24 protein-coding genes are annotated in these 24,217 nt (G+C 56.4%); 16 read left to right on the forward strand and 8 right to left on the reverse strand.

Features of this window, described 5'->3' with window-relative positions; all coding sequences use genetic code 11:
* Positions 1–36: 36 nt before the first annotated feature.
* On the reverse strand, positions 37–669 hold the full coding sequence (gene crp, locus AC6HVW_RS21025; protein ID WP_005969523.1) for a cAMP-activated global transcriptional regulator CRP: 633 nt from the start codon (positions 667–669) through the stop codon (positions 37–39).
* Between the two features lie 381 nt (positions 670–1,050).
* Here crp and AC6HVW_RS21030 point away from each other — a divergent pair, with 381 nt between their 5' ends.
* Positions 1,051–1,458 carry an OsmC family protein gene (locus AC6HVW_RS21030; protein WP_071681323.1) on the forward strand — a complete coding sequence of 136 codons (408 nt, stop codon included), beginning with the start codon at positions 1,051–1,053 and terminating at the stop codon, positions 1,456–1,458.
* Between the two features lie 2 nt (positions 1,459–1,460).
* Here the strand turns inward: AC6HVW_RS21030 and AC6HVW_RS21035 are convergent, their stop codons facing one another.
* Positions 1,461–2,369, reverse strand: coding sequence for a LysR substrate-binding domain-containing protein (locus AC6HVW_RS21035; protein ID WP_021808048.1), 909 nt, complete (start codon positions 2,367–2,369; stop codon positions 1,461–1,463).
* Between the two features lie 192 nt (positions 2,370–2,561).
* Here AC6HVW_RS21035 and AC6HVW_RS21040 point away from each other — a divergent pair, with 192 nt between their 5' ends.
* Both AC6HVW_RS21040 and AC6HVW_RS21045 read left to right on the forward strand, forming a co-directional pair.
* On the forward strand, positions 2,562–3,752 hold the full coding sequence (locus AC6HVW_RS21040) for an MFS transporter (RefSeq protein WP_071681321.1): 1,191 nt from the start codon (positions 2,562–2,564) through the stop codon (positions 3,750–3,752).
* A 5-nt stretch (positions 3,753–3,757) separates the two neighbouring features.
* Positions 3,758–4,936 carry an amidohydrolase gene (locus tag AC6HVW_RS21045; RefSeq protein ID WP_071681319.1) on the forward strand — a complete coding sequence of 393 codons (1,179 nt, stop codon included), beginning with the start codon at positions 3,758–3,760 and terminating at the stop codon, positions 4,934–4,936.
* 36 nt (positions 4,937–4,972) lie between these two features.
* Here AC6HVW_RS21045 and AC6HVW_RS21050 read toward each other — a convergent pair whose 3' ends face one another.
* The 3 genes from AC6HVW_RS21050 to AC6HVW_RS21060 form a co-directional block, all read right to left on the reverse strand.
* A complete protein-coding gene (locus tag AC6HVW_RS21050; protein ID WP_021808045.1) occupies positions 4,973–5,842 on the reverse strand; it encodes a phosphoribulokinase in 870 nt (289 codons plus the stop codon).
* A gap of 151 nt (positions 5,843–5,993) precedes the next feature.
* Entirely contained in the window at positions 5,994–6,227 is a 234-nt protein-coding gene (locus AC6HVW_RS21055) for a YheU family protein (RefSeq protein ID WP_021808044.1), read from the reverse strand.
* A complete protein-coding gene (locus AC6HVW_RS21060; protein ID WP_071681317.1) occupies positions 6,224–7,204 on the reverse strand; it encodes a hydrolase in 981 nt (326 codons plus the stop codon). Before AC6HVW_RS21060 ends, AC6HVW_RS21055 begins: the two co-directional genes overlap by 4 nt.
* A gap of 117 nt (positions 7,205–7,321) precedes the next feature.
* Between AC6HVW_RS21060 and AC6HVW_RS21065 the strand changes: the two genes are divergently transcribed.
* Positions 7,322–7,924, forward strand: a complete 603-nt coding sequence (locus tag AC6HVW_RS21065) for a LysE family translocator (RefSeq protein WP_021808042.1) — start codon at positions 7,322–7,324, stop codon at positions 7,922–7,924.
* 9 nt (positions 7,925–7,933) lie between these two features.
* Positions 7,934–8,716, forward strand: coding sequence for a PhzF family phenazine biosynthesis protein (locus AC6HVW_RS21070; RefSeq protein WP_071681315.1), 783 nt, complete (start codon positions 7,934–7,936; stop codon positions 8,714–8,716).
* On the opposite strand, the gene AC6HVW_RS21075 is transcribed toward AC6HVW_RS21070, so the two are convergent.
* Positions 8,708–9,688 carry a LacI family DNA-binding transcriptional regulator gene (locus tag AC6HVW_RS21075; RefSeq protein WP_071681313.1) on the reverse strand — a complete coding sequence of 327 codons (981 nt, stop codon included), beginning with the start codon at positions 9,686–9,688 and terminating at the stop codon, positions 8,708–8,710. The two genes, AC6HVW_RS21070 and AC6HVW_RS21075, sit on opposite strands and share 9 nt — an antisense overlap.
* A gap of 234 nt (positions 9,689–9,922) precedes the next feature.
* Between AC6HVW_RS21075 and AC6HVW_RS21080 the strand changes: the two genes are divergently transcribed.
* The 9 genes from AC6HVW_RS21080 to tauD all read left to right on the forward strand — a co-directional run bounded on the left by AC6HVW_RS21080 (position 9,923) and on the right by tauD (position 18,946).
* Positions 9,923–10,840 carry a GNAT family N-acetyltransferase gene (locus tag AC6HVW_RS21080; protein ID WP_071681311.1) on the forward strand — a complete coding sequence of 306 codons (918 nt, stop codon included), beginning with the start codon at positions 9,923–9,925 and terminating at the stop codon, positions 10,838–10,840.
* A 47-nt stretch (positions 10,841–10,887) separates the two neighbouring features.
* Positions 10,888–12,150: an MFS transporter gene (locus tag AC6HVW_RS21085; protein WP_071681309.1), complete on the forward strand. Its 1,263-nt coding sequence runs from the start codon at positions 10,888–10,890 to the stop codon at positions 12,148–12,150.
* On the forward strand, positions 12,143–13,219 hold the full coding sequence (locus AC6HVW_RS21090) for a Gfo/Idh/MocA family protein (protein WP_071681307.1): 1,077 nt from the start codon (positions 12,143–12,145) through the stop codon (positions 13,217–13,219). The genes AC6HVW_RS21085 and AC6HVW_RS21090 overlap by 8 nt, the downstream gene beginning before the upstream one ends.
* The gene (locus AC6HVW_RS21095) at positions 13,216–14,280 is read left to right on the forward strand and encodes a sugar phosphate isomerase/epimerase family protein (protein ID WP_071681305.1); all 1,065 of its coding nucleotides are present in this window, start codon (positions 13,216–13,218) and stop codon (positions 14,278–14,280) included. Before AC6HVW_RS21090 ends, AC6HVW_RS21095 begins: the two co-directional genes overlap by 4 nt.
* Positions 14,277–15,404, forward strand: a complete 1,128-nt coding sequence (locus tag AC6HVW_RS21100; protein ID WP_071681304.1) for a Gfo/Idh/MocA family protein — start codon at positions 14,277–14,279, stop codon at positions 15,402–15,404. Before AC6HVW_RS21095 ends, AC6HVW_RS21100 begins: the two co-directional genes overlap by 4 nt.
* 93 nt (positions 15,405–15,497) lie before the next feature.
* Positions 15,498–16,493 carry a taurine ABC transporter substrate-binding protein gene (gene tauA / locus AC6HVW_RS21105; protein WP_186486502.1) on the forward strand — a complete coding sequence of 332 codons (996 nt, stop codon included), beginning with the start codon at positions 15,498–15,500 and terminating at the stop codon, positions 16,491–16,493.
* A gap of 10 nt (positions 16,494–16,503) precedes the next feature.
* Positions 16,504–17,271: a taurine ABC transporter ATP-binding subunit gene (tauB, locus tag AC6HVW_RS21110; protein WP_071681302.1), complete on the forward strand. Its 768-nt coding sequence runs from the start codon at positions 16,504–16,506 to the stop codon at positions 17,269–17,271.
* Entirely contained in the window at positions 17,268–18,101 is an 834-nt protein-coding gene (tauC, locus tag AC6HVW_RS21115; RefSeq protein WP_071681301.1) for a taurine ABC transporter permease TauC, read from the forward strand. Before tauB ends, tauC begins: the two co-directional genes overlap by 4 nt.
* Entirely contained in the window at positions 18,098–18,946 is an 849-nt protein-coding gene (gene tauD, locus AC6HVW_RS21120) for a taurine dioxygenase (RefSeq protein WP_071681300.1), read from the forward strand. Before tauC ends, tauD begins: the two co-directional genes overlap by 4 nt.
* 3 nt (positions 18,947–18,949) lie before the next feature.
* On the opposite strand, the gene AC6HVW_RS21125 is transcribed toward tauD, so the two are convergent.
* Positions 18,950–19,669 (reverse strand): NUDIX hydrolase, encoded by a 720-nt coding sequence (locus tag AC6HVW_RS21125; protein ID WP_071681299.1) that lies wholly within the window; start codon positions 19,667–19,669, stop codon positions 18,950–18,952.
* 192 nt (positions 19,670–19,861) lie between these two features.
* On the opposite strand from AC6HVW_RS21125, the gene prs reads away from it, so the two are divergent.
* Both prs and AC6HVW_RS21135 read left to right on the forward strand, forming a co-directional pair.
* Entirely contained in the window at positions 19,862–20,722 is an 861-nt protein-coding gene (gene prs / locus AC6HVW_RS21130) for a ribose-phosphate diphosphokinase (RefSeq protein ID WP_071681298.1), read from the forward strand.
* Positions 20,723–20,732: 10 nt separating this feature from the next.
* Positions 20,733–22,223, forward strand: a complete 1,491-nt coding sequence (locus AC6HVW_RS21135) for a nicotinate phosphoribosyltransferase (RefSeq protein ID WP_497569655.1) — start codon at positions 20,733–20,735, stop codon at positions 22,221–22,223.
* A 37-nt stretch (positions 22,224–22,260) separates the two neighbouring features.
* Here AC6HVW_RS21135 and AC6HVW_RS21140 read toward each other — a convergent pair whose 3' ends face one another.
* Positions 22,261–24,180, reverse strand: coding sequence for an ABC transporter ATP-binding protein (locus AC6HVW_RS21140; protein WP_059199482.1), 1,920 nt, complete (start codon positions 24,178–24,180; stop codon positions 22,261–22,263).
* Between the last annotated feature and the right edge of the window lie 37 nt (positions 24,181–24,217).

Below are 24,217 nucleotides of genomic sequence, written 5' to 3' on the forward strand. Positions count from 1 at the left end.
AAGAAACGGCGCATTGCTGCACCGTTTCTCTGGGGATTAACGCGTACCGTACACGACAATGGTTTTGCCGTGCGCGGAGATCAGGTTTTGATCTTCGAGCATTTTCAAAATACGACCGACGGTTTCACGTGAGCAACCGACGATTTGGCCAATTTCCTGGCGGGTGATTTTGATCTGCATGCCGTCTGGGTGAGTCATGGCATCAGGCTGTTTTGCCAGGTTCAGCAAGGTCTGTGCAATGCGGCCGGTTACGTCAAGGAAGGCGAGGTTACCCACTTTCTCTGAGGTGACTTGCAGGCGGTTAGCCATCTGTGCGGACAGGCGCATCAGGATATCCGGGTTAACCTGGATCAGTTGGCGGAATTTCTTGTAGGAAATTTCAGCCACTTCACAGGCGGTTTTGGCCCGTACCCAGGCGCTACGCTCCTGGCCTTCTTCAAATAATCCTAGCTCGCCGATGAAATCCCCCTGGTTAAGGTAGGACAGGATCATCTCTTTGCCTTCTTCATCTTTAATCAGCACCGCGACGGAGCCTTTGACGATGTAGTAAAGCGTTTCGGCCTTTTCACCTTGGTGAATAAGCGTACTCTTCGATGGATATTTGTGGATATGGCAATGAGACAGGAACCATTCGAGAGTCGGGTCTGTTTGCGGTTTGCCGAGAACCATTCGCTGTTATCCTCTGTTGTTATCGCTGCCTTGTATCACAGGGGTCAGAGTTCCCTGTAAAACGTGCTTATAGCCCGGTGTTTTAATTGTGGCTATCAACAGGTTTTGAGGCGTGTTATAGAAATACGCTTGTGCTCTAGCATATTAACTTGCAGGGAGAGCTGCAAGCTACATTCTGTTAACAAACCAATATAGGGGCCTTTCCTTGGACATATCCCTGAAATCGGTGACCTGGAAAGAGTTATTGCGGCTCTGTTTGTAGCACAGAGTGAGGCGGGTGTCTTGTGTTGTCTCGCTTCAGCATGATTAGCGTCAGGTTACGTTGCCAGAATGTATGCGAAAGCGTACCCTGTTTTTAAGAAATTAACCGGAGTGTGTAACATGCAGGCAAGAGTTAAGTGGGTAGAAGGGCTGACATTCCTGGGTGAGTCTGCGTCTGGTCACCAGGTTTTGATGGATGGCAATGCTGGCGATAAAGCGCCAAGCCCGATGGAAATGGTGTTGATGTCCGTCGGCGGCTGTAGCGCCATCGATGTGGTGTCGATCCTGCAAAAAGGGCGTAACGATGTGCGTGACTGTGAGGTAAAACTGACCTCCGAGCGTCGTGAAGAAGCACCGCGTCTGTTTACCCATATCAACCTGCATTTTATCGTCACCGGCAAAGGGCTGACCGATAAGATTGTCGAGCGCGCGGTGGATCTTTCCGCCGAGAAATACTGCTCCGTCTCCTTGATGCTGGGTAAAGCCGCCAGCATTAGCCACAGCTTCGAAATCCGCGAAGTGGCCTGATCCTACCAAGGGTAGCGCAGGCAGTGGGCACGCAATAAATCAAGAAATCGCCGTGCCGTCACGGTTAGCGGCGATTTCTGTGAATACAGCACGCAATATTGCGCTTGTGGCAACGTGTCGATAGGCAATGCCACCAGCCGACGCTGCAAATAGAACGGTGCACTCATCGCCCGCGCCACGATAGTCAGATAATCCGCCTCCAGCACCATATTCAAGCCACAGGTCACAGAGTCCGAACGAATGGGCGAACGGCTCAATTGCTGATAGAAGGTGCCTAATACCGCACGCAACTGCTGGTAATAACCCATATCGGTTTCCGGTAATAACCACTTGGCCTCACGCAGTTCGTCCAACGAGGTGGCCTGCGCCAGTGGGTGCCCCTGGCGTGCGATAATGCAAAAAGAGGCGTTGAACAGCGGTTCACGCACCAGATCCTCCAGCGGAAGTTCCGGGCTGACGGTACCCACGGCAAAATCCAGGCGGCCTTCGCGCAATGCTGGCAGTAGCGTAGAAAGCTGCGCTTCGCGGATTAGGAGATTGGCCTGTGGAAACGGCTGTTTGAAGGCTTCGACCAGCTCCGGTAATACCGTCAGGGCGAGTAGCGAAGAGCAGCCAATGGCGACGTTACCTTGCGAATGCTGATTCAACTGCTGGATCTCGTCGGCGGCGCGCTGCAATTCCTCCAGGATCAACTGCATTCGCAGGGCGAAGGCGCGGCCGGTTTCGGTCAGCGTCATTCCCTGACTGCTGCGATTGATCAACTGGGTTTCCAGGATCTGTTCCAGTTCACGGATGGTGCGGCTCACCGCCGGTTGAGATTGCTCAAGCGCGCGTGCCGCCCCACGAATACTGCCGCTGCGGATCACCTGCTGGAAGACTTTCAACTGTTGTAACTTCGGTAAATAGCGCATTCCCCACCCTATCAATAAAAAGCATCACCCCTTACAAAATTGTATCTTATGCCGCTCGGCAAAAGGCGATAATTTCAGCACGCTGTTGTAAGTGACTGTTATTAAAACTATAAAGTGACCTGGATCACATTATTAAACTACGCCCGTCACGCTGGTGGGCAGCCTGGGTGATAACTTAAAGGAATATCGGCGATGAAAAATCGTTCGCTAATGATTTTTTTGCTGTTTGTGGGCTATGTCGTGGTGTACATCGATAAAACCGTGATGGGTTTTGCGCTGTTACCTATCGAACGCGAGTTCAATCTACAGCCGGAACAGCTGGGCTACATTACCGGGATGTTTTTCCTGGCGTATTCCCTGTTCCAGATACCGGCGGGCTGGCTCAATGACCGCTTTGGCTTTAAGAAAGTGCTGTGCAGTTCGTTACTGCTGCTGGGGGGATTTGCCCTGTGCTTCGGCATTCTGGGGTTCGGCCTGGGCCTGCTGGTGACGTTCCGCTTCCTGTCGGGTATTGGCCACTCCGGCTACCCGTGTTCCTGCGCCAAGGCAGTGGTGGCGAATTTCCCACTGGAACAGCGCACCTTCGCGCAGTCCATTCTGCTGTCTTCCGCCGGGTTGGCGATGACCGTCGGGCCGCTGGTCGCGGTCTATTGCCTGGATCACATCGGCTGGCGTGGGTCGTTCTCTGCGCTTGGCCTGTTGGCATTCGTGATTGCCGCCTGCATCTTGTGGCTGGTGCCCAATCCGCCACAGGTGGCGCCCGCCAAAGCTGGGGCAGCGGCAGCCAACTATAAGGCTCTACTGAAAAACCCAATCGTGCTGCTGCTGTTTGTGGCGATTTTCTGTATCAACATCCCGTCGTACGGCCTGATGGCCTGGCTGCCGAAATTCCTGGTACAGCAGCGCGGAATGCCGCTTGACGTCTCCAGCATGGTGGTGGCCGCCGGCGGTCTGGGGATCTGGATCTCCTCACTCGGCACCGGCTGGCTGGTCGGGCGCTACCTGCAAGGGCATGAGCCGTGGGTGATCTTCTTCAGTTCCCTGCTCAGCGCCTTGTGCATCTGGCTGGTGTTTACCAGCGAATCGGCTCTGACGGCCAGCCTGTTCTTGTTCCTGGGTTATATCTTCCTGATGGCCTCGTTCGTCACGGTGTTTACCTTGCCTATGAAGCGCTTGCCTACGGAAGTGATGGGGGCAGCGATGGGGCTGATTAACACCGGCGGCACCTTGGGTGGCTTTGTGGCCCCTATTGCCATGGGGTATCTGATCACCATCAGCCACAACTACATGACGACGTTTATCTTTTTGGCACTGGCTATGGTGGTTTCCGGGCTGGTGATCCTGCCATTGGCGGGCAAAGCACGCCAACCGGCACTGAATTAAGGAGTCTGAACATGAATATTGAACAACTGATTGACGGCGTGGAACAACAGGTATTGCAGTGGCGGCGTCATATGCATGCGAATCCTGAGTTGTCTTTTCAAGAGGCGCAGACGGCAGATTACATAGCCGGACAACTGGCTAGCCTTGGTCCGTTGAAGATCACCCGTCCTACGCCGAATAGCGTGGTTGCCGAATTGCAGGGCGCAGCGCCGGGGCCATGCTATGCATTGCGCGCCGATATTGATGCCTTGCCGATCCAGGAGGAAAGCGACGAGCCTTTCTGCTCGACCCGGCCAGGGGTGATGCATGCCTGCGGCCATGATGCTCACAGCGCGATGTTGCTGGGCGCGGCCAGCGTGCTGTGCCAGTTGCAGGCGCAGCTGCAAGGCTCGGTGCGTTTTATCTTCCAGCATGCCGAAGAAGTGCCACCGGGCGGAGCCCAACAACTGGTAGATCTGGGGGTTCTGGATGGCGTGAAGATGATCTTCGGCCTGCATGTCATGCCCAACTTCCCGACCGGTGAGGTGGGGATGAAGCAGGGTGTGTTCAGTGGCTCCAGCGATAACTTCGACATTGTGTTGCAGGGTAAGGGTGGGCATGGCTCGATGCCGCATCTGTGTATCGATCCGGTGCCGATTGGTGCGGAGATCGTTAGCGCTTTGCAGCAGATCGTGGCACGTAAGCTTGATCCGTTAAATGCCCCGGTGTTGACGGTGGCAACCTTCCAGGCAGGTGACAGCTATAACGTCATTCCAGACAGCGCCCGGTTGGCAGGAACGCTACGCACTCATAATCAGGAAGTCCGTGATCGGGTGCCGCTGTTGGTTGAGCAAACCGTCGCTGGGATCAGCCAGGCGCACGGTGCCAGCTATAAGGTTGACTGGACGCGTGGCTATACCATCGGCAATAACCACCCTGATGCCTGCGCCATTGCGCGCGAGGTGGTGGCCGAAGCCGTGGGGCCACAGGCGTTGCGGGAATTGACTACCGCGATGTTTGGCAGCGAAGATTTCTCCTCCTATCAGGAGAAAGTGCCGGGGTGCTTCCTGTTTATCGGCAGCGGTAACGAGGCGATCGGTGCCACCTATGGCGTGCATAATCCCCGTTTTAAGTTGGATGAGGCGGCGATGCAGATCGGCGTGAAACTGCACGTCGGTTTTATCCGCCACCTGTTGATGCGCTAACGACGGCGGGCGCGGAGATTAGCCGCGCCCGATAACTTATTCGATCTTCTTGCCTTCCATCAGCCGCTGCACCAGCGGTGCCATAATCAATTCCATTGCCAGCCCCATCTTGCCACCCGGTACCACCAGCGTATTGATATGCGAGATAAACGATCCTTGCAGCATCGCCAGTAGGTAAGGGAAATCGATCTGATCCAGACCGCGGAAGTGGATCACCACCAAGCTTTCGTCGAGTGAGGGGATTGCCTTGGCGGCAAACGGGTTGGAGGTATCTACCGTCGGGACGCGTTGGAAGTTGATATGGGTGCGCGAGAACTGTGGCGTGATATAGCTGATGTAATCCTCCATAGAACGGACTACCGAGTCCATCACCGCCTCACGAGAATGGCCACGCTCGCCGGTATCGCGGATCAGCTTCTGGATCCACTCCAGGTTGACGATCGGCACCACGCCGACCAGCAGATCGACATGTTTGGCTACGTCGATCTGATCGGCCACTACGCCGCCGTGCAGCCCTTCGTAGAACAGGACATCCGTGGGGGCGGGCAGTGGCTCCCAAGGCGTGAACGTGCCAGGAACCTGGTTGTAAGGCACCGCCTCGTCGTAGGTATGCAGATATTTACGTGAGCGGCCGGTGCCGTTCTTGCCGTATTCGATAAAGCTTTGCTCAAGCAGGCCAAAGTCGTTGGCTTCCGGGCCGAAGTAGCTGATATGGCGCCCCATATCGCGGGCTTTACGAATTGCCGCATCCATTTCCGGCCGGGTGTAACGGTGGAAGCTGTCGCCTTCCAGCTGGGCGGCGCGCAGGTTTAGCTGCTGAAAAATCTTGCGGAACGCCAGGCTGGTGGTGGTGGTGCCGGCTCCGCTGGAACCGGTCACCGCGATAACGGGATGTTTGGCAGACATGGTCGAGGGTCACTCCGTATTAAATGCGCAGGCTCAGAATGAGATTTTTAGTATGGCTGATACCCTTTCGCCCAAGGCGAAATTGTGCGCGTTGGTTTGCAATACTGCATTGTTACCTGATTTTTTCCCTCAGTCATAGCGCGCAATAAGACTAAATTTCCTCCTGCCCGGCGCGGATCTGCCCGCGAGGCATGATGTTGACGGTTTCATGTAGCTCTGACCACACCAGCACCACTTCGCCGCTTTTCAACTGGCGGCGCACGTCGTCGACCTTCTGTTCCAGCGAACGTTCGTGCTCGCCGTAGTCGGTTCCTTCGCGTAATACAAAGGATTCGATCAGGCTGTTGAGAGTCTCTTGTTCAATTTCTTGCCAGGGAATAATCACTTGGTGGGTTCCAAAAAAGGAGAAAGCCAGGCCGGGATACGTTGCTCCAGCCACATTTGCGGTTTTTTCAAGGTGCCACCGACAAAGCCGACGTGGCCACCGCACTCCGTCAGCTGATATTCGATATTAGGCGGCAGGCTGGCGAGGTCGGGGATCACCGCATCGGTCATAAACGGATCGTCTTTAGCGTGAATGATCAGCAGCGGCGTGGTGATCTGCGGCAATAGCGGCAGGGCGCTGCAACGGCGATAGTAATCGACTGCGTCGCTGAAACCGTGAATGCGCGAAGTGATCACATCATCAAACTCACGAATGCGCCGCAGCTTGTTCAGTTGCGACAGATCCAACGGCAAGGTGCCTGGATAGTGCAGCAGCTTGCGGGTGGCATTTTGCTTGAGTTGGCCCAGCAGGTAGCGCTGATAAACGCGTGAGAATCCCTGTTCCATGCGAAGCGAGCAAGGTTCCAGCATCAGCGGGGCGGAAACGACCACTGCCGCCTGTAGCAGGCTGTCATTGCCCTGTTGGGCCAGATAATAGGCCAGCATATTGCCGCCAAGGGAAATCCCGACCGCCGCCGTTGGCACTTCGCCAAAGCTGTCACGCAGCCAGCGCAGGAAGAAGCGGGCATCTTCCGTTTCACCGGAGTGGTAGATGCGTTGCTTGCGGTTAGGCACGCCGCTGCAACCACGGAAATGCATCACTACGCCTAACCAACCTTGCTCGCGCCAGGCATTGAGCAGCCCATGTGCGTAAGGGCTGTAAAAATTACCCTCTAACCCATGGAACAGCACCACGCGAGGTTTCTCGCGCGCCAGTTGCGGATCTTCACTCCAGGCCAGATCGACGAAATCGCCGTCCGGCAACTCCAGCCGTTGCCAATGGGGTTGCAGCTGTATGCGGCGGCGCACCAGCCGTGGCAGCAGGGTTTGCAGGTGTGGATTACTGGCCCCGGTCAGGGGGCGAAAGGATTCATACATAATGAATAAAATTCTTGTTGGCGGCTATTGTGTGATCCGAACCGCACTGTTAGCTTCAAACACATGTATTAGCAATCATACTGCAAAAAAGTCATTTGGGTGAGGAGCGCCCGCTTCATGGAACTGAGTTTATTTCTTTCGATGCTAGGCTTCCTGTGGGTGGCCGCGATCACCCCTGGCCCCAACAATATGTTGCTCACCACCTCAGGGGCCAATTTCGGCTTTATGCGTTCATTATGGCTGATGATCGGCATCATGCTGGGTATGCAAAGTATCTTGGTGCTGGTGGCATTTGGCGTTGGTGGGTTGATCCTGATTTATCCTTCCTTGCACTTGATCTTGAAAATCCTCGGCAGCCTTTATCTGTTGTGGCTGGCGTGGAAAGTGGCGACGGCGGCCTATGAAAAGCTGGAAACCGACGCGCCGCCACCAAAGCCGGTGCGTCTGTACCAAGGCTGGCTGTTGCAATTCCTTAACCCCAAGGCCTGGCTGATGGCGCTTGGGGCAGTGGCGAGCTTTAGCCTGGCGGGGGATAAATACAACCACTCGATTCTGGCCATCGCCTTCGGTATCTTTGCCGTCAACATCGTTGCCGGGATCATCTGGTTGGGTTTTGGTACGGTGATTGGCCGCCTGCTGCGCAGCAAGAAAGCCTGGATAATCTTTAACGTGTCGATGGGGCTGTTAACCGCCGCCTGTGTATTACTGATTTGGCATTAAGGAACTGTAATGGCCGAAAACTATTTCCATGTTGATGCCTTTATTGGCGAAGGGCTGCGGGGCAACCCGGCCGGTGTCTGCCTGCTGCAACAACCGCTGGAAACGGCGCAGATGCAGGCTATCGCCAATGAACTATTCCTGCCGGAAACCAGCTTTGTCTGGCAGGACGGCGACATGTATGCGATCCGCTGGTTCACGCCAACGCGGGAAGTGGATCTGTGCGGGCATGCTACTTTGGCCACGGCGCACGTGCTGTTAAACGTGGTCAACCCGGGGTTGAGCGATATCCGTTTCCGTTCCGCAAGCGGTGAGCTGTATGTCAAACGCGATGCGGCCGACGGTGAACGGCTGATCCTGGATTTCCCTTCTCGCCCACCACAGAAAATTGCTGAACCGCCACAGTTGGCCGCTTTACTCGGTGTGCAACCGCAGGAAGTGTGGCGAGCCCAGTCGCTGATGGCGGTATTGGCCGATGAGGCGCAGGTCAGGGCGGTGCAGCCTGCGATCGCCGAGCTGATCGACCACGTGGGTTGCGGCGTGATCGTCACGGCTCCGGGTGATGAGGTGGATTTTGTCTCGCGCTATTTCTCAATGGATCGCAGCGAAGATCCGGTCACCGGCTCCGCCCATTGCATACTGATGCCTTACTGGACGGCGCGCCTTGGCCGCCACGTATTGCATGCCAAGCAACTCTCATCACGCGGCGGCGAGTTGTTCTGCGAGCAGCAAGGAGAACGTACGTTGCTGGGTGGCTACGCGCGCATCTTCTTGCGTGGTTCTCTTTCAGGTTGAACTCCGTTCCAGCAGTTGCCAATCCAGCACGTCGTGGCAAGGGGGCAACTGCTGGCCCTGAATTTTCTCCAGCAGCAACTGCACGCTACGCACGCCGAACTGATGCATGGGCTGTACGATGGTGGTTAGCGGCGGAGTGGTGATACTGCCAAACGGCACACCGTCAAATCCCATCACCGCGATATCTTCTGGAATACGCAAGCCCTGCTGGTGCAAGGCACTCATCGCGCCTCCGGCAATCACATCCGAAATGGCAAATACCGCATCTGGCCGTGGCCCGTCTGCCAGCAAATCACTCATCGCCTTGGCTCCTGCGGAGTAATCCAGCCCTTCGACGTATTCCACCCGGCAATAGTCCAGCCCCAGCTCGGCCAACGCCTGCCGGTAGCCCTGTTCTCGCTGCTGTGAATACAGATAACGCATATCGCCGTTGAGCAACGCGATCCGCTGGCGGCCTTTGGCTGCCAGGTGCTGCACACCGGCCATGGCGGCCTGGTGATTATCGATGGTGACGGAGGAGGCGCGGAATTGGGTATCCCCTTCGCCGCATTGCACCCAGGGGAAATCACCGATCATGGCGGTCAGCCCCGGCAAACAGCTGATGGCATCCATGGTGATCACGCCGTCGACTACCTTGCCACTTAGCAGGCTGAGGTAAGCGGATTCACGGGTGGGGTTGGATTCCGAGTTACACAGCAGAATATGGTAACCGTGGCGTTCGGCTTCTTCTTCGATACCGCGTACCACCAGGGAGCAAAAGGGGTTGGTGATATTGGACACCAGCACCAGCAGCATCCCGCTGCGGGCAGTGCGCAACTGGCGTGCCAGCAGGTTGGGTTGATAGTCACATGCGCGGATCGCCGCCAGGACCTTATCGCGAGTGGCTGGTTTGACGATCTGTTGGCCGTTCAACACCCGTGAGACGGTGGCCGCTGAGACGCCAGCGATTTTCGCCACCTTTGCTATCGACATGGTTTGCTTTTCCTTCTGCCCGTTTGCCTCGCACAGTATGCGGCAAAAAGTACGATCACTACGAAGAGTTTGTGACAGCGATTACAAATTCATCTTCTCCCTACTTTTAATCATATCAATCCGGTTGCCGAAAAAAAGAAATCGATTACATTTTATTTATCGCAAAATGAAATCGATTACATTTAAGATTTAGAGCGAAATTACCCCGAATGGCGACGCAATAGGAGGTGGCAGATGGAGATACAGCTTCAGCTAGCGCAAGCAGAGGATCGCAGCGAGATTGCCGCTCTAATCCATTGCTCGACCAATGCCTGGTATCAGCGCCACGGATTGGGCGACATCTTCTCGGCCGGGCCGGAAAGTTGCGGCCTGTTTGTTGATGTTTACCAGCAGTTGGATGAGGGCCACCACTGGATTGCGCGCGATCAACAAGGGGCAATCTGTGGCTCCTGCTTTTTCCACCCGCGTGAAACTCATTTGGGGTTGGGCATCATGAATGTTCATCCCGATTATTTTGGCCGCAGGATTGCCAGCCGTTTGTTGGCCAAGGCCGATGAACTGGCGGGTGGCTTACCGGTTCGTTTGCTGTCCAGCGCGCTAAACCTGGATTCCTATTCGCTCTACCAGCGCGGGGGATTTACCCCGTATGCCCTCTATCAGGATATGGCGATCCCGGTGCCGAGCCAGGGATTTGCTTACCCACGCCTGACTCGCGGCCAGGTACGGGCAGCCCGGCTTGACGACCTGCCCGCCATCCTGGAGTTGGAGCGCGAAATACTGGGCATCGAACGCCAGCGCGATATCGATTATTTCCTCAATGACACCAGTGGACTGTGGCGGGTTGCCGTCTGGGAGTTGGACGATCGCATCGGCGGTTATCTGGCCTCGGTGGCGCATCCGGCCTCCCGTATGTTGGGGCCAGGGTGCTGCCATAGCGAAGAGATCGCCCTGGAGTTACTTGGCTGGATGCTTGATCGCCATCATCGCGGTACGACACCGGTGGTATTGGTACCCGCAGAGCGCTCCGCACTTAGCCAGGTTTTGCTGCGCTGGGGAGGACGAATTTGTGAGTTACATATCGCGCAGGTGAAAGGCCAGGCGCAACAATCCGGCGGCGTGGTGATGCCGTCCTTTTTGCCGGAAAGCGGTTAGCACCGGCGTCGTTGCTGTATTAACCAACCAACACCGATGGGGGAGTTATGCAAACAGATAGCCAGGCCTTGGGGGCCAAAAGCGCCACGTTCAAATGGGTGGTGCCTCGGCTGGCACTGATGATGTTCCTGCAATTTTTTGTCTGGGGGGCCTGGTATGTCACGCTCGGCGTGGTGATGGGCAAATATGGCCTGGCTGCGATCATAGGCGATGCCTATTCCACCGGGCCAATTGCCTCCATCCTGTCGCCTTTTGTGCTGGGCATGGTGGTCGATCGCTTCTTTGCCTCGCAAAAAGTGTTGGCCGTGCTGCACCTGATTGGGGCTGGCCTGCTGTGGATGATGCCAGGGTTCTTTGCCGAGGGGCAGGGCAGCGGCCTGCTGTGGATTATCTTCGGTTATATGCTGTGCTACATGCCCACCATTGCCCTGAGCAATAACGTGGCGTTTTACAGCCTGAGTAACAGCGAGAAAGCCTTCCCGGTAGTGCGGGCGTTCGGCACCTTTGGCTGGATTGTTGCCGGGTTGATCGTCGGCAGCAGCGGCCTGTCGGACAGTACCGATATCTTTACGCTGGCTGCTGTAGCCTCGTTGGTATTGGCGATTTACAGCTTTACGCTGCCGCATACCCCGGCACCGGAGCGCGGCAAGCCAGTAAAAATGCGCGATCTGCTGTGTGCGGATGCTTTCGCAATGCTCAAGCAGCGCCATTTCCTGGTATTTATCATCTGTGCCACGCTGATCTCCATCCCGTTGGCGGCGTATTACGCCTATGCCGCGCCGTTCGTTGCCGCGGCCGGTTTCACCAACGTGGGTGGCGTGATGTCGCTGGGGCAAATGTCTGAGCTGTTCTTCATGCTGCTGATCCCGTTCCTGTTTGCCCGGTTGGGGATCAAGTACATGCTGATGATCGGCATGCTTTCCTGGTTCCTGCGCTATGTGATGTTTGCACTAGGCATTACCGAAGAAATGCGCTGGATGATCTACCTCGGCATCATCCTGCATGGCATGTGCTATGACTTCTTCTTCGTTATCGGCTTTATCTATACCGATAAAGTGGCGGGCGACAAGGTGAAAGGCCAGGCACAAAGCCTGCTGGTGCTGTTCACCTACGGCATCGGTATGTTGATTGGTTCGCAGATCAGCGGTGCGCTGTTTAACCATATGGTGACGGCGGACGGCGCTGCGGCGTTGCCGCAATGGCAGCACTTCTGGTGGTACCCGGCCTTCGGCGCATTAGCGATCGCCGCACTGTTCTTCTTCACCTTCAACTACCGGGATGTTCCAGCAGGGGAGAAACGTGATGGCTGATTTGCGGGTGCTGGTGGTGGGTTGCGGCAATATGGGGGCGTCCCATGCCGAGGCCTACCACGCTATGGAAGGGGTGACAATCTGCGGGCTGGTAGCTCGGGGCGAGTCGCGTGAGCTGCTTAATCAACGTTTGGGGGGCGGTTATTCCACCTTTAGCGACTTTGAGTTGGCGCTGGCGCAAACCCGGCCTGATGCCGTGTGCCTGACCACTTATCCGGACACCCACGAAGCCTACGCCTTGGCGGCGCTGGCGGCGGGATGCCATCTGTTTATCGAAAAGCCGCTCGCCACCACGGTAGCAGGGGCTGAAAGGGTGATTGCTGCTGCTCATCAGGCACAACGACAGGTGGTGGTGGGCTATATCCTGCGCCATCACCCCTCCTGGCAGCAGTTTGTGGAGCTCGCTCGGGGTTTGGGTAAGCCCTTGGTGATGCGGATGAACCTCAACCAGCAAAGCCACGGGCAGATGTGGAATGTGCATCGCAACCTGATGCAGTCATTATCGCCAATTGTCGATTGCGGCGTACATTATCTGGACGTGATGTGCCAGATGGCCCAGGCGGAGCCGATCAGCGTGAGCGCTATCGGCGCCCGGCTGACCGATGACCTGCCGCAGGGGATGTATAACTACGGCCAGCTACAGGTGCGTTTTTCCGACGGTTCGATCGGCTGGTACGAAGCTGGCTGGGGGCCGATGATCAGTGAAACGGCCTACTTTGTGAAAGACGTCATTGGGCCGCGTGGCGCAGTTTCGATCGTAGCTCGTCATCAGGAAAGGGCTTCTGACGATGTTGGGGGGCATACCAAAACCGAATCATTGCGGGTGCATTATGCCGATCTGGACGACGAGAACCGCTTTACGCGGCCAGATCGCTGGATCGACTGCCAGGATGAGCCGGACCATTTGGCGCTGTGCCTGAGTGAACAGCGGTACTTTTTACAGGCTATTCGTGAGGGACTGGATCTCAATCAGCATCTTCAGGATGCATTGAACAGCTTACGGGTGGTGTTGGCGGCGGACGAGGCGGTTCGCAGCCAACGTACGGTGATATTAGGGAGAGAAGCATGAAGACGATGCAGGGGCCGGGATTGTTTCTGGCGCAGTTTATCGCCGAGCAGGCCCCGTTTAATACGCTGGATGGTTTGGCGGAGTGGGCTGCCGGGCTGGGCTTCACCAGCGTCCAGATCCCCACGTTGGAGCCAGCCATTTTCGATCTGGCGTTGGCGGCACGCAGCCAGGAATATTGCGATGAGATCGTCGCCCGGCTTGGGCGGCACGGTATCCGTATCAGCGAGCTGTCGACGCATTTGCAAGGGCAACTGGTCGCCGTCCATCCAGCCTACGATCTGGCCTTTGACGGCTTTGCTCCGTCAGAAATCCGGGGCAAACCTCAGCAGCGGCAGGCCTGGGCAACGGAACAGTTATTGCTGGCGGCGCAGGCTTCGCAGCGTTTGGGGCTAACGGCCCATGCGACCTTCTCTGGGGCGTTGGCGTGGCCCTATTTCTATCCGTGGCCGCCGCACAATGCGTTATTGCTGGAGGAGGCCTTCGAACAGTTGGCCAAGCGCTGGCTGCCGATCCTGGACGCCTTCGATCGGGCTGGTGTAGATGTGTGCTATGAGCTGCATCCGGGAGAGGATTTACATGACGGCGTGACCTTTGAACGCTTTCTGGCCAAGGTCGGCAACCATCCCCGCTGCCATATTCTCTATGATCCGAGCCATCTGCATTTGCAGCAGATGGACTATCTGGGCTTTATCGATTGTTATCACCCACGTATCCGCGCGTTTCACGTTAAAGATGCCGAGTACCGCCCCAGCGCCCGCAGTGGCGTGTATGGGGGTTACCAGCCATGGTTGGAAAGACCTGGGCGCTTCCGTTCTCTGGGGGACGGGCAGATCGACTTCCCGGCCATTTTCAGCAAGCTGACGCAGTACGGCTTCCCTGGAGTCGCTACGTTGGAATGGGAGTGCTGCCTTAAGTCGCCGGAGGCCGGAGCACGAGAAGGTGCCGCCTTTATCGCCCGCCATATAATTCCGGTAGCGGAACGGGCCTTTGATGATTTTGCAGCGGTGGATACTGACCGGGGGCGAGTCAGAGCCATGCTGGGCGTGGAGGATGCATCATGAGATTAAAGCTGGGAATGGTAGGTGGCGGTGAAGGCGCGTTTATTGGCGCGGTGCATCGGTTGGCGGCGCGGATGGATGATGAGTTTGAACTGGTCGCCGGGGCTTTCTCCTCCGATAGGCAAAACTGTCTGCGCACCGGGGAGTTACTGCATCTGCAACCGGATCGCTGCTATGCCGATTTTAACCAGATGGCGCAGGCAGAAGCGGCACGAGAGGATGGGATTGATGTTGTCGCGATCGTGACCCCGAATCATTTGCACGCTCCAGTCGCCAGCGCTTTTCTCAACGCCGGGATTGATGTGATCTGCGATAAGCCACTATGCACCTCTTACTCCGAGGCTCTGCAACTGGCACAAACGGTCCGCCAAAGTGGCAGACAACTGATCCTGACCCATAACTACAGCGCCTACCCGCTGGTACGTGAGGCACGTAGCCGCGTATTGGCGGGGGAGTTGGGCGAGATCCGCTTCGTCGAGGTGGAATATCTGCAGCAGTGGCTGGCAAAACCGCTGGAGCTGACCGATAACAAGCAGGCCGGTTGGCGTGCCCAGCCGGAAAAAGCCGGATCTGGCTGCATCGGTGACGTAGGTACTCACGCCTGGCAGTTGGCTGAGTTTGTCAGCGGCATGTTGCCTGAGGCGATCAGCGCGGAGCTGACGTCATTCATCGCGGGGCGCAAGCTGGACGACGATGTGCGGGTGCAGATGCGTTATGCCAACGGTGCCAAAGGTCGGCTCTGGGCCAGCCAGGTGGCCTGTGGTCATGAGAATGGGCTGAAGTTGCGAGTTTACGGCAGTGAGGGCAGCCTAGAGTTTTGCCAGGAAAACCCGAACCAGCTGTGGATACGGCCTTTTGACGCGCCCGCCTATTGCATCACCCGCGCTTCGGCATTTCAGCATGCAGAAAACCGCCTGCTGGCCCGCGTACCCGCAGGGCATCCTGAAGGCTATTTAGAAGGGTTTGGCCAGATTTACCGTGAAGCGGCCCGATGTTTGCGTGATGGCCCTTCGGCGGCACCGTTGTTACCAGGGATTGAAACCGGCGTGCAAGGGATGGCGTTTATTGATGCCGCTCAGCGCAGTAGCCGTGCCGGGGGAGAGTGGGTGGAATTGATATCGCCATAAGTAATAAAGAAGATTTTTTTATTCTTTTATTGCCGAGCGCCGCTCAGATAAAACTGTTGGTCACAGCACAGAATTATATCAACGGAGCGGATCATGGCGAGCAAACTTTTCTCTTTACGCAGTGCAGTATTGTTGGCTTTATCGCTCGGTGCGGCCAGTGCCCAGGCAGTGGACGTCACCGTGGCTTACCAGACCTCCGCCGAACCCGCCAAGGTGGCGCAGGCGGAAAACAGCTTTGCCAAACAGTCTGGCGCGACCGTTGACTGGCGCAAGTTCGACAGCGGCTCCAGCGTGTTGCGTGCGCTGGCCTCTGGCGATGTGCAGATTGGCAATATCGGCTCCAGCCCGCTGGCCGTGGCCGCCAGCCAGAAGCTCCCTATCGAAGTGTTCCTGATCGCCTCGCAGCTGGGTAGTTCCGAAGCGCTGGTGGTAAAAAAGGACATCAAATCTCCCCAGGATCTGATCGGTAAGCGCATTGCGGTACCGTTCATTTCCACCACTCACTACAGCCTGCTGGCCTCTCTGAAACACTGGGGCATCAAACCTGACCAGGTGCAAATTCTCAACCTGCAACCGCCAGCCATTGCGGCGGCCTGGCAGCGTGGGGATATCGACGGGGCTTACGTATGGGCTCCGGTGGTCAATGAACTCGCCAAACAAGGCAAGGTGCTGACTGATTCCGAACAGGTTAGCCAGTGGGGCTCACCAACGCTGGACGTGTGGGTAGTGCGCAAAGACTTTGCCGAGCAGCATCCGGAAGTTGTCACCGCGTTTGCCGCCAGCGCCATGAAAGCGCAGAAGGCCTACCTGGCACAACCGGAGCAATGGCTGAAAGATTCAAGCAACCTCAACACGCTGGCTCGCCTGAGCGGAGTGCCGCCAGAGCAGGTGCCAGAACTGGTGAAGGGTAACCGTTACCTGCCGGTCGCCGATCAGATCACTCAACTGGGCCAGCCGGTAGATAAAGCTATTCGCGATACCGCCGAGTTCCTTAAGCAACAAGGCAAGATCCCGCAGGTGGACAGTGATTACAGCGCCTATGTCACCGACCGCTTTGTCAAACAGGTGCAGGCTGCACCGCAGTCGTAAGGGATCCGCCATGCTAAACGTTAACCATCTTTCGGCCGATTATCAGGGGCGTGCGGCGCTGCGCGATGTGTCGTTCCAGATCGCCGCCGGGCAACTGGTGGTGGTGTTGGGGCCTTCTGGCTGTGGCAAGACCACGTTGCTGAATTTGATCGCCGGGTTTATTGAGCCAACGGCAGGCAGCATTACGCTGGATGATGTCCCCGTCAAAGGCCCTGGTGCCGAGCGGGGCGTGGTCTTCCAACATGAAGGCTTACTGCCGTGGCGCAACGTGGTGGATAACGTGGAGTTTGGCTTGCAACTGGCCGGTGTGGCCAAGCCGCAACGCCGCAAGGTGGCGCAGCAGATGTTGCAACGCGTTGGGCTGACCGGCTATGAACAACACTTCATCTGGCAACTGTCCGGTGGGATGCGTCAGCGGGTGGGCATTGCCCGCGCCTTGGCTGCCGACCCTCGGCTGTTGCTGCTGGATGAGCCTTTCGGGGCACTGGACGCGTTCACTCGCGAACAGATGCAGGAACTGCTGTTGAACATCTGGCGCGATACCGGCAAGCAGGTGCTGCTGATCACCCATGACATCGAAGAAGCGGTATTCCTGGCCAGCGAGTTGTTACTGCTTTCTCCTGGTCCTGGGCAGGTGGTGGAGCGTTTATCGCTGAATTTTGGTCAGCGCTATGCCGCCGGAGAGGCTTGCCGCGCCATCAAGTCCGATCCTGAGTTTATCGCCCAGCGTGAATACGTGCTGGGCCGGGTGTTTCAACAGCGCGAGGCCTTGTTATGAGCCTGCATTCTGTTCTGAAAGCCGCAATACCGACAGCGGTGCGCCAATCTCGTTTCACGCTGCCGCGCAGCCTCAAGCTGAGCACGGCAACCTTACTGGTGCTATTGGCTGTCTGGTGGGCGGTAACCACCTTGCAGCTGATCAGCCCGTTATTTCTGCCCGCGCCGCAGCAGGTCTTGCATCAGTTGGTGGTCATTGCCAGCCCGCAAGGCTTTATGGATGCCACGCTGTGGCAACACCTGGCCGCCAGTCTGGGGCGGATCCTGGTGGCATTACTGGCCGCTGTGGTGATCGGTGTCCCGGTGGGTATTGCGATGGGGCTAAGTGAGACAGTGCGTGGCCTGCTTGATCCCCTGATTGAAATTTATCGCCCGGTACCTCCGCTGGCCTATCTGCCGCTGATGGTGATCTGGTTTGGCATCGGTGAAACCTCGAAAATCCTACTGATCTACCTGGCGATTTTTGCCCCTGTGACGCTTTCGACCGTGGCAGGCGTACGCAGCGTAGCGCAGGTGCGCATTCGTGCCGCGCAGGCTTTGGGAGCCAACCGCTGGCAATTGCTGCGCTTTGTGGTGTTGCCTAGTGCGCTACCGGAAATTCTGACCGGCATCCGTATTGGCCTAGGTGTCGGCTGGTCTACGCTGGTGGCCGCTGAGCTGATTGCCGCCACGCGCGGTCTGGGATTTATGGTGCAGTCCGCAGGTGAGTTTCTGGCGACCGACGTGGTGATCGCCGGTATCAGCGTGATTGCGATAATTGCATTTGGTCTGGAGCTGGGGCTACGTGCCTTACAGCGCCGCTTGACCCCTTGGCATGGAGTACAGCAATGAACGAACGTTTAGCAATTACCCCGTTGGGGCCATATATCGGCGCGTTGGTGGAAAACGTCAATCTGGCGCGACCATTGGGCGACGGCCAGTTTGAACAGCTTTACCATGCCTTGCTCAAGCATCAGGTGCTGTTCCTGCGCGATCAGCCAATCACACCGCTACAACAGCGTGAGCTGGCAGGGCGCTTCGGCGATCTGCATATTCACCCGGTGTATCCACATGCTCCCGACGTGGAGGAGATCATTGTGCTGGATACTCATGACGATAACCCGCCGGATAACGACAACTGGCATACCGACGTCACCTTTATCGAGAACCCGCCGCAGGGGGCGATTTTAGCCGCCAAGCAGTTGCCGACGACCGGTGGCGACACGCTGTGGGCCAGCGGGATTGCCGCGTATGAGGCATTGTCCTCACCGCTGAAAAAGTTGTTGGCCGGGTTGCAGGCGGAGCATGACTTCACCAAGTCGTTCCCCGAATATAAACATCGTGGCAGTGAGGAAGAGCATCAGCGCTGGCAGTTGGCCGTGCAGAAAAACCCACCGTTATTGCATCCGGTGATCCGCACCCATCCAGTGACCGGCAAGCAGGCGCTGTTCGTCAATGAAGGATTTACTACGCGGATTGTCGATCTGGCGGCGAAGGAGAGTGATGCTCTGCTGAACTTCCTGTTTGCGCATATCACCAAGCCGGAGTTTCAGGTGCGCTGGCGCTGGCAGGCCAATGATATTGCCATCTGGGATAACCGGGTGACTCAGCATTACGCCAACGCGGATTACCTGCCGCAGCGGCGCATAATGCACCGTGCGACCATTTTGGGGGATAAGCCGTTCTATCGCGCCTGAAGATCACTCCACCATCAGGTTTCTGGAAAAGTTTCTCATATCTACCCCCGCTTTCCTGCGGTACAGGCGTGCCTTGCGTGCGCCTGTTGCCACTCTCTCGCCGGTTTCCTCAAACATTTCCGAAGCGTCAAAACGCCGCATCAGACTTTTGCGCTGCACCGTATGCGACAAAATGATCTCAATCACTTCCTGCAATTGGGAAAGCGTGAACTCCGCCGGCAGACAATAGACCGGAAGCATGGAGTAAGCCGTTTTTTGCCGTAGCCGCTGAAGTGCTGCTTCCACGATCGTTTGATGATCGAAAGCCAGCTGCTGTGTTTGCAGGTTGTCCAACGGCACCCAGGCGACGTCATTCACGTCGGCGATATGCGGCTGGCAATCGGCATGGGCGATCAGAGCAAAGTAGACCGTGGTCAGGCTCCAGCCACGCGGATCCCTTTCCGGGCCAGAAAAACTGGCCAACTGCGCCAGATAGGGCGGCACCACACCGGTTTTTTCCCTCAGTTTACGTTCTGCCGTCGCTTGCGTGGAGGCGTCGCGCTGCAAATCGATAAACCCGCCCGGTAATCCCCATTGATCGAGGAAAGGGTGATTAGCGCGCTTGGCCAACAGCACGCACAGCTTCCCGCCGTGTACGGTAAACAGCACGCTGTCGACGGTGACAAGCGGTGAGGGGAAGAGGCGCGGATCGTAGTTTTTCAGGTACTCGGCTTGCGTGGTCATGCTGGCGCTCGGCTAAAAAGGTCTTTGAGACAATATAACAATAGCGGCCGGCTAATGATAATTATTAAAAGCGTAAATAAACAAATGGTTAAGTGAATTTACTGTGAATAAGACATTTTTCGCTTGCCAATAAATGTCTCTTGGACAATTATATAAGTGTCTTAGGGACATTAATTGGTGGAGGGGAAGACTATGAGCGCACAACTGCAGTTGTTTTTGAACGACATTGAAGTGAAGGTGACAACCGGACAGTTTCCCGATGGGGCAGTGTATGCCCGGTTTGCACAGCCTGAAACAACGGGGACTTCGCAGATGCGTATTCGTGCCAGCGCAATGCGCAGCATGGATGACTTCATGCTGTTGGCACAGTTGACGCAGGCGGTACGCCACCAGTTTCTGATCAAAGAAAGCCTGCTTGAGTTGCCTTATCTGCCCTACGCCCGCCAGGATCGCCATATGGCTTCCGGCGACAGCTTTGCGCTCAAGGTATTCGGCCAATTACTCAACACCTTGGCGTTTGACCGTGTGACGGTGCTGGATCCACACAGCGAAGTGGCTGCCGCCGTGATCGACAACATGCACATCATTACTCAGCAGCAGTGTATGCAGCACAACCGCAGACTGGCCAATTTACTGACCCAGCAGCAACTGTTCCTGGTGGCTCCGGATGCCGGAGCGCTGAAAAAAATTCACGCGGTGGCGGCCCACTATGGCATTGCGCAATACGGCATCCTGACCAAACACCGGAACGTGTTCAGCGGCGAACTGACGGGTTTCGAACTGCTGGCTGGCGATGTGCAGGGCAAAGACGTACTGATTGTGGATGACCTGTGCGACGGTGGCGGCACCTTTATCGGCTCGGCCCAGGTGTTGCGCCAGGCGGGGGCTTGTACGGTCAGCCTGTATGTCACCCACGGGGTATTTTCCAAAGGTACCGCGGCTTTGCTGAATCAAGGCATTGATAACATCTATACCACCACTTCTTATGCTGCGGCGGAACTCGCTGAGCAACGTGTTGAACTGATTGATATTGCGCGTATCTACGCTCACTAAGGAACCGACTATGTTAACCAATCCTATTCTGGCGATTGATGGCTACAAAGTGTCACACCGTGAGCAATATCCGCTGGGTACTACGCGTATCTACTCCAACTTCACGCCGCGCAGCGATCGGTTCTTTGCCTCCCCGCTGCCAGACGGCCAACTGGTGTTCTTTGGTTTACAGGGGTTTTTGCAGTGGTTCATGGTGGATTTATTTAATCAGCAATTCTTTGCCCAACCGGAAGAACAGGTAGTGGGGGAATATAAGCGGTTGATGGATAGCTACATTGGTCAGGATCGGGTCTGTGTGCAGCATATTCGCGCCCTGCATCGGTTGGGTTATCTACCGCTGCATATCAAAGGGTTGGACGAAGGCAGCAAGGTGAGGATGAAGGTACCAGTGCTGAGCATTACCAATACGCGTGAGGAGTTCTTCTGGCTGGTCAACTACCTGGAAACGGTGATCTCGGCCGAACTGTGGAAGGCTTCCACCAATGCCACCATTGCCCATCATTATCGCAAGATCTGCCAGATGTGGGCGGATAAAACCTGCGATGACCTGGCGCATCTGGATTTCCAATGCCACGACTTTTCCTTCCGCGGCATGTCAGGGATGCATGATGTCGCGCAGGCAGGTACCGGGCATTTGCTCAGCTTCAAGGGTACCGACAACATTCCGGCGGTGCTGTACGCACAGAAGTATTATCCAACCGCAGAAGATTACTTCGTGGCTGGCAGCATCCCCGCCACCGAACATAGCGTGATGTGCATGGGAGAGCAGGCAACGGAGATCGAAACGTTCCGCCGTTTGATTGAAGATCTTTATCCGAATGGATTGGTTTCCATCGTCTCGGATACCTGGGATTACTGGCAGGTGCTGACGGAGTTTACCCGTGAGCTACACAGCAAAATCATGGCGCGCGATGGCCGGGTGGTTTTCCGCCCAGACAGTGGCGATCCGGTGGCTATTCTTTGTGGAACCGGCAACGACAGCGATCGCAGTGCGCAACGCAGCGCCGCAGAGAAAGGCTCGGTGGAAGTGTTGTGGGAAATCTTTGGTGGCACGGTTAACAGCAAGGGCTACAAAGTTTTGGATCCCCATGTCGGGCTGATTTATGGAGACTCCATCACTCTGGAACGCGCCCAGGAAATCCTGCAACGCCTGGAAGCGAAAGGTTTTGCCAGTTCCAACGTAGTGTTTGGCGTAGGTTCCTTTACTTATCAGTATAATACCCGCGATACCTTTGGTTTCGCGATGAAGGCCACCTACGGAGAAGTGAACGGAATTGGGCGCCCCATCTTCAAACAGCCGAAGACCGACAGCGGCCTGAAACAATCTGCACGCGGTTTGTTGCGGGTGATCCGCGATGGGGAAGGGGAATATCAACTGCTGGATAATCAGGACTGGCAACAGGAGCAGCAGGGCGAACTGAAAACGCGCTTCCTGGATGGCAAACTCTATAACCAGGAATCACTGGAGCAGATCCGCCAGCGCATTGCCTGCTACAGATAAAGGTTGCCCCCTCTCAGTAGAAAAGGGGCAACTATGATTAACTCTCCGACTCAAACGCCTGGGTTAGCGTTTCCAACTGTTCCTGGGCATCCAGCCAGGTCATTTCCGTTTCTTCCAGAGCGGACTTGGCCTGGCTTTGCTTTTGCAGGCAGGCGGTCAGATCGGCTTTACGGCTGATGTCGTACAGCGCCGAGTCTGCCAGTTGTTCTTCCACTGCGGCCAACTCTGCACTTAGCTTATCCATCTGCTGTTCCAGTTTGGCGATCTGCTTACGCAGTGGTTGGGTTTGCGTACGGAATTCGGCTTCACGGCGCTTTTGGTCTTTACGCGCCTGGGCGCTGTTGCCGTTATCCTGCTTTGGTGCGGCATCCTGCTGTGCCTGCTGCTTTTGCAGATCGCTAAGCCACTGCTGGTAATCGTCCAGATCGCCCTCGAACTGCTCCACCTGGCCATCGTGCACCAGATACAGATCGTCGGTGGTAGAACGCAAAAGGTGACGGTCGTGCGAAACCACCACCAACGCCCCCTCGAAATCGATCAGCGCTTCAGTCAACGCCTGGCGCATATCCAGATCCAGGTGGTTGGTCGGTTCATCGAGCAGCAGCAGGTTAGGGCGCTGCCAGACGATCAGCGCCAGCACCAGCCGTGCCTTTTCACCGCCGGAGAAACGTTCGGTGATTTCGGTGACCTTATCGCCCTGGAAGCCGAAGCCGCCAAGGTAATCCCGTAACTGCTGTTCTAACACGCGAGGGGCGATGCGGCTCAGATGCTGTAGCGGCGACTCATCGGCGCGCAGGAACTCCAACTGATGCTGGGCGAAGTAACCCAGTTTGATGCCCTTTGCCAGCCCGATCTCTCCGCTGAGCGGCTCCAGCGTGCCGGCCAGCATTTTGATCAGCGTTGATTTACCGGCACCGTTACGCCCCAACAGGCCAATACGTGAGCCGGGTACCAGGTTGAGCTTGATTGACTGCAAGATCACTTTGTCGCCATAGCCTGCGCTGACTTTTTCCATCCGCAGCAATGGATTCGGCAGGCTTTCGGGTTGGCGGAAGCTAAACGTGAACGGGTTATCGACGTGCGCCGGGGCAATCAGCTCCATCCGCTCCAGCATCTTGATGCGGCTCTGTGCCTGTTTGGCCTTGGTGGCCTGAGCACGGAAACGGTCAATGTAGCTTTGCAGATGCGCCACTTTTTCCTGTTGGCTCTGATACAGAGATTGCTGCTGCGCCAGTTTGGTGACGCGCTGGCGTTCGAAGGAGGAATAGTTGCCAGTGTATTCGTTGATGGTCTCATTTTCGATATGCAGGATCTTGTCGACGATAGGGTCGAGGAAATCACGGTCATGCGAAATCAGCACCAGGGTACCCTGATAGCTTTTCAGCCAGCGTTCCAGCCAGATCACCGCGTCCAAATCCAAGTGGTTGGTGGGTTCGTCCAGCAACAGCAGATCGGAACGGCAAACCAAAGCCTGAGCCAGGTTGAGGCGCATACGCCATCCGCCCGAGAAGGCGCGCACCGGGCTTTGCAACTGTTCGTTGGAAAAGCCTAAGCCGTGCAACAGGCTAGCGGCACGGGAACGGATGGTCCAGGCATCCAGAGCATCGAGCTTACCGTGCAGCGTGGCGATGGCGTGGCCGTCGTTATTATCGTTTGCCACCTGCAATTCGGCTTCCAACTGGCGGAATTCCCGATCGCCATCGATAACATACTCAATGGCAGGCACTTCCAGTGCCGGTGTTTCCTGATTCACCCAGGCTAGCGCCCAGTTGTTTGGAAAGGTGTAGCTACCACCGTCTGCGGCGATCTCACCTTTCAACAGGGCCAGCAGCGTGGATTTCCCACAGCCGTTCTTACCCACCAGGCCGACCTTCTGACCTGGATTAACCGTCGCCGTGGCGTTGTCCAACAGGACGCGGGTGCCGCGTCGGATTTGTAGCGAGGAGAAAACAATCATAAAGCGCCGTTTGTTCAGAGTATGTTAAATTGAATTG

It is taken from the genome of Serratia sp. NCCP-200 (assembly GCF_059697885.1).

Excerpts from the sequence above, each read along its gene's own strand:
- crp (WP_005969523.1), bottom strand. The coding sequence starts at position 669 with ATGGTTCTCGGCAAACCGCAAACAGACCCGACTCTCGAATGGTTCCTG.
- AC6HVW_RS21030 (WP_071681323.1), top strand. The coding sequence starts at position 1,051 with ATGCAGGCAAGAGTTAAGTGGGTAGAAGGGCTGACATTCCTGGGTGAG.
- AC6HVW_RS21035 (WP_021808048.1), bottom strand. The coding sequence starts at position 2,369 with ATGCGCTATTTACCGAAGTTACAACAGTTGAAAGTCTTCCAGCAGGTG.
- AC6HVW_RS21040 (WP_071681321.1), top strand. The coding sequence starts at position 2,562 with ATGAAAAATCGTTCGCTAATGATTTTTTTGCTGTTTGTGGGCTATGTC.
- AC6HVW_RS21050 (WP_021808045.1), bottom strand. The coding sequence starts at position 5,842 with ATGTCTGCCAAACATCCCGTTATCGCGGTGACCGGTTCCAGCGGAGCC.
- AC6HVW_RS21060 (WP_071681317.1), bottom strand. The coding sequence starts at position 7,204 with ATGTATGAATCCTTTCGCCCCCTGACCGGGGCCAGTAATCCACACCTG.
- AC6HVW_RS21065 (WP_021808042.1), top strand. The coding sequence starts at position 7,322 with ATGGAACTGAGTTTATTTCTTTCGATGCTAGGCTTCCTGTGGGTGGCC.
- AC6HVW_RS21070 (WP_071681315.1), top strand. The coding sequence starts at position 7,934 with ATGGCCGAAAACTATTTCCATGTTGATGCCTTTATTGGCGAAGGGCTG.
- AC6HVW_RS21075 (WP_071681313.1), bottom strand. The coding sequence starts at position 9,688 with ATGTCGATAGCAAAGGTGGCGAAAATCGCTGGCGTCTCAGCGGCCACC.
- AC6HVW_RS21080 (WP_071681311.1), top strand. The coding sequence starts at position 9,923 with ATGGAGATACAGCTTCAGCTAGCGCAAGCAGAGGATCGCAGCGAGATT.
- AC6HVW_RS21085 (WP_071681309.1), top strand. The coding sequence starts at position 10,888 with ATGCAAACAGATAGCCAGGCCTTGGGGGCCAAAAGCGCCACGTTCAAA.
- AC6HVW_RS21090 (WP_071681307.1), top strand. The coding sequence starts at position 12,143 with ATGGCTGATTTGCGGGTGCTGGTGGTGGGTTGCGGCAATATGGGGGCG.
- AC6HVW_RS21095 (WP_071681305.1), top strand. The coding sequence starts at position 13,216 with ATGAAGACGATGCAGGGGCCGGGATTGTTTCTGGCGCAGTTTATCGCC.
- AC6HVW_RS21100 (WP_071681304.1), top strand. The coding sequence starts at position 14,277 with ATGAGATTAAAGCTGGGAATGGTAGGTGGCGGTGAAGGCGCGTTTATT.
- tauA (WP_186486502.1), top strand. The coding sequence starts at position 15,498 with ATGGCGAGCAAACTTTTCTCTTTACGCAGTGCAGTATTGTTGGCTTTA.
- tauB (WP_071681302.1), top strand. The coding sequence starts at position 16,504 with ATGCTAAACGTTAACCATCTTTCGGCCGATTATCAGGGGCGTGCGGCG.
- tauC (WP_071681301.1), top strand. The coding sequence starts at position 17,268 with ATGAGCCTGCATTCTGTTCTGAAAGCCGCAATACCGACAGCGGTGCGC.
- tauD (WP_071681300.1), top strand. The coding sequence starts at position 18,098 with ATGAACGAACGTTTAGCAATTACCCCGTTGGGGCCATATATCGGCGCG.
- AC6HVW_RS21125 (WP_071681299.1), bottom strand. The coding sequence starts at position 19,669 with ATGACCACGCAAGCCGAGTACCTGAAAAACTACGATCCGCGCCTCTTC.
- prs (WP_071681298.1), top strand. The coding sequence starts at position 19,862 with ATGAGCGCACAACTGCAGTTGTTTTTGAACGACATTGAAGTGAAGGTG.
- AC6HVW_RS21135 (WP_497569655.1), top strand. The coding sequence starts at position 20,733 with ATGTTAACCAATCCTATTCTGGCGATTGATGGCTACAAAGTGTCACAC.
- AC6HVW_RS21140 (WP_059199482.1), bottom strand. The coding sequence starts at position 24,180 with ATGATTGTTTTCTCCTCGCTACAAATCCGACGCGGCACCCGCGTCCTG.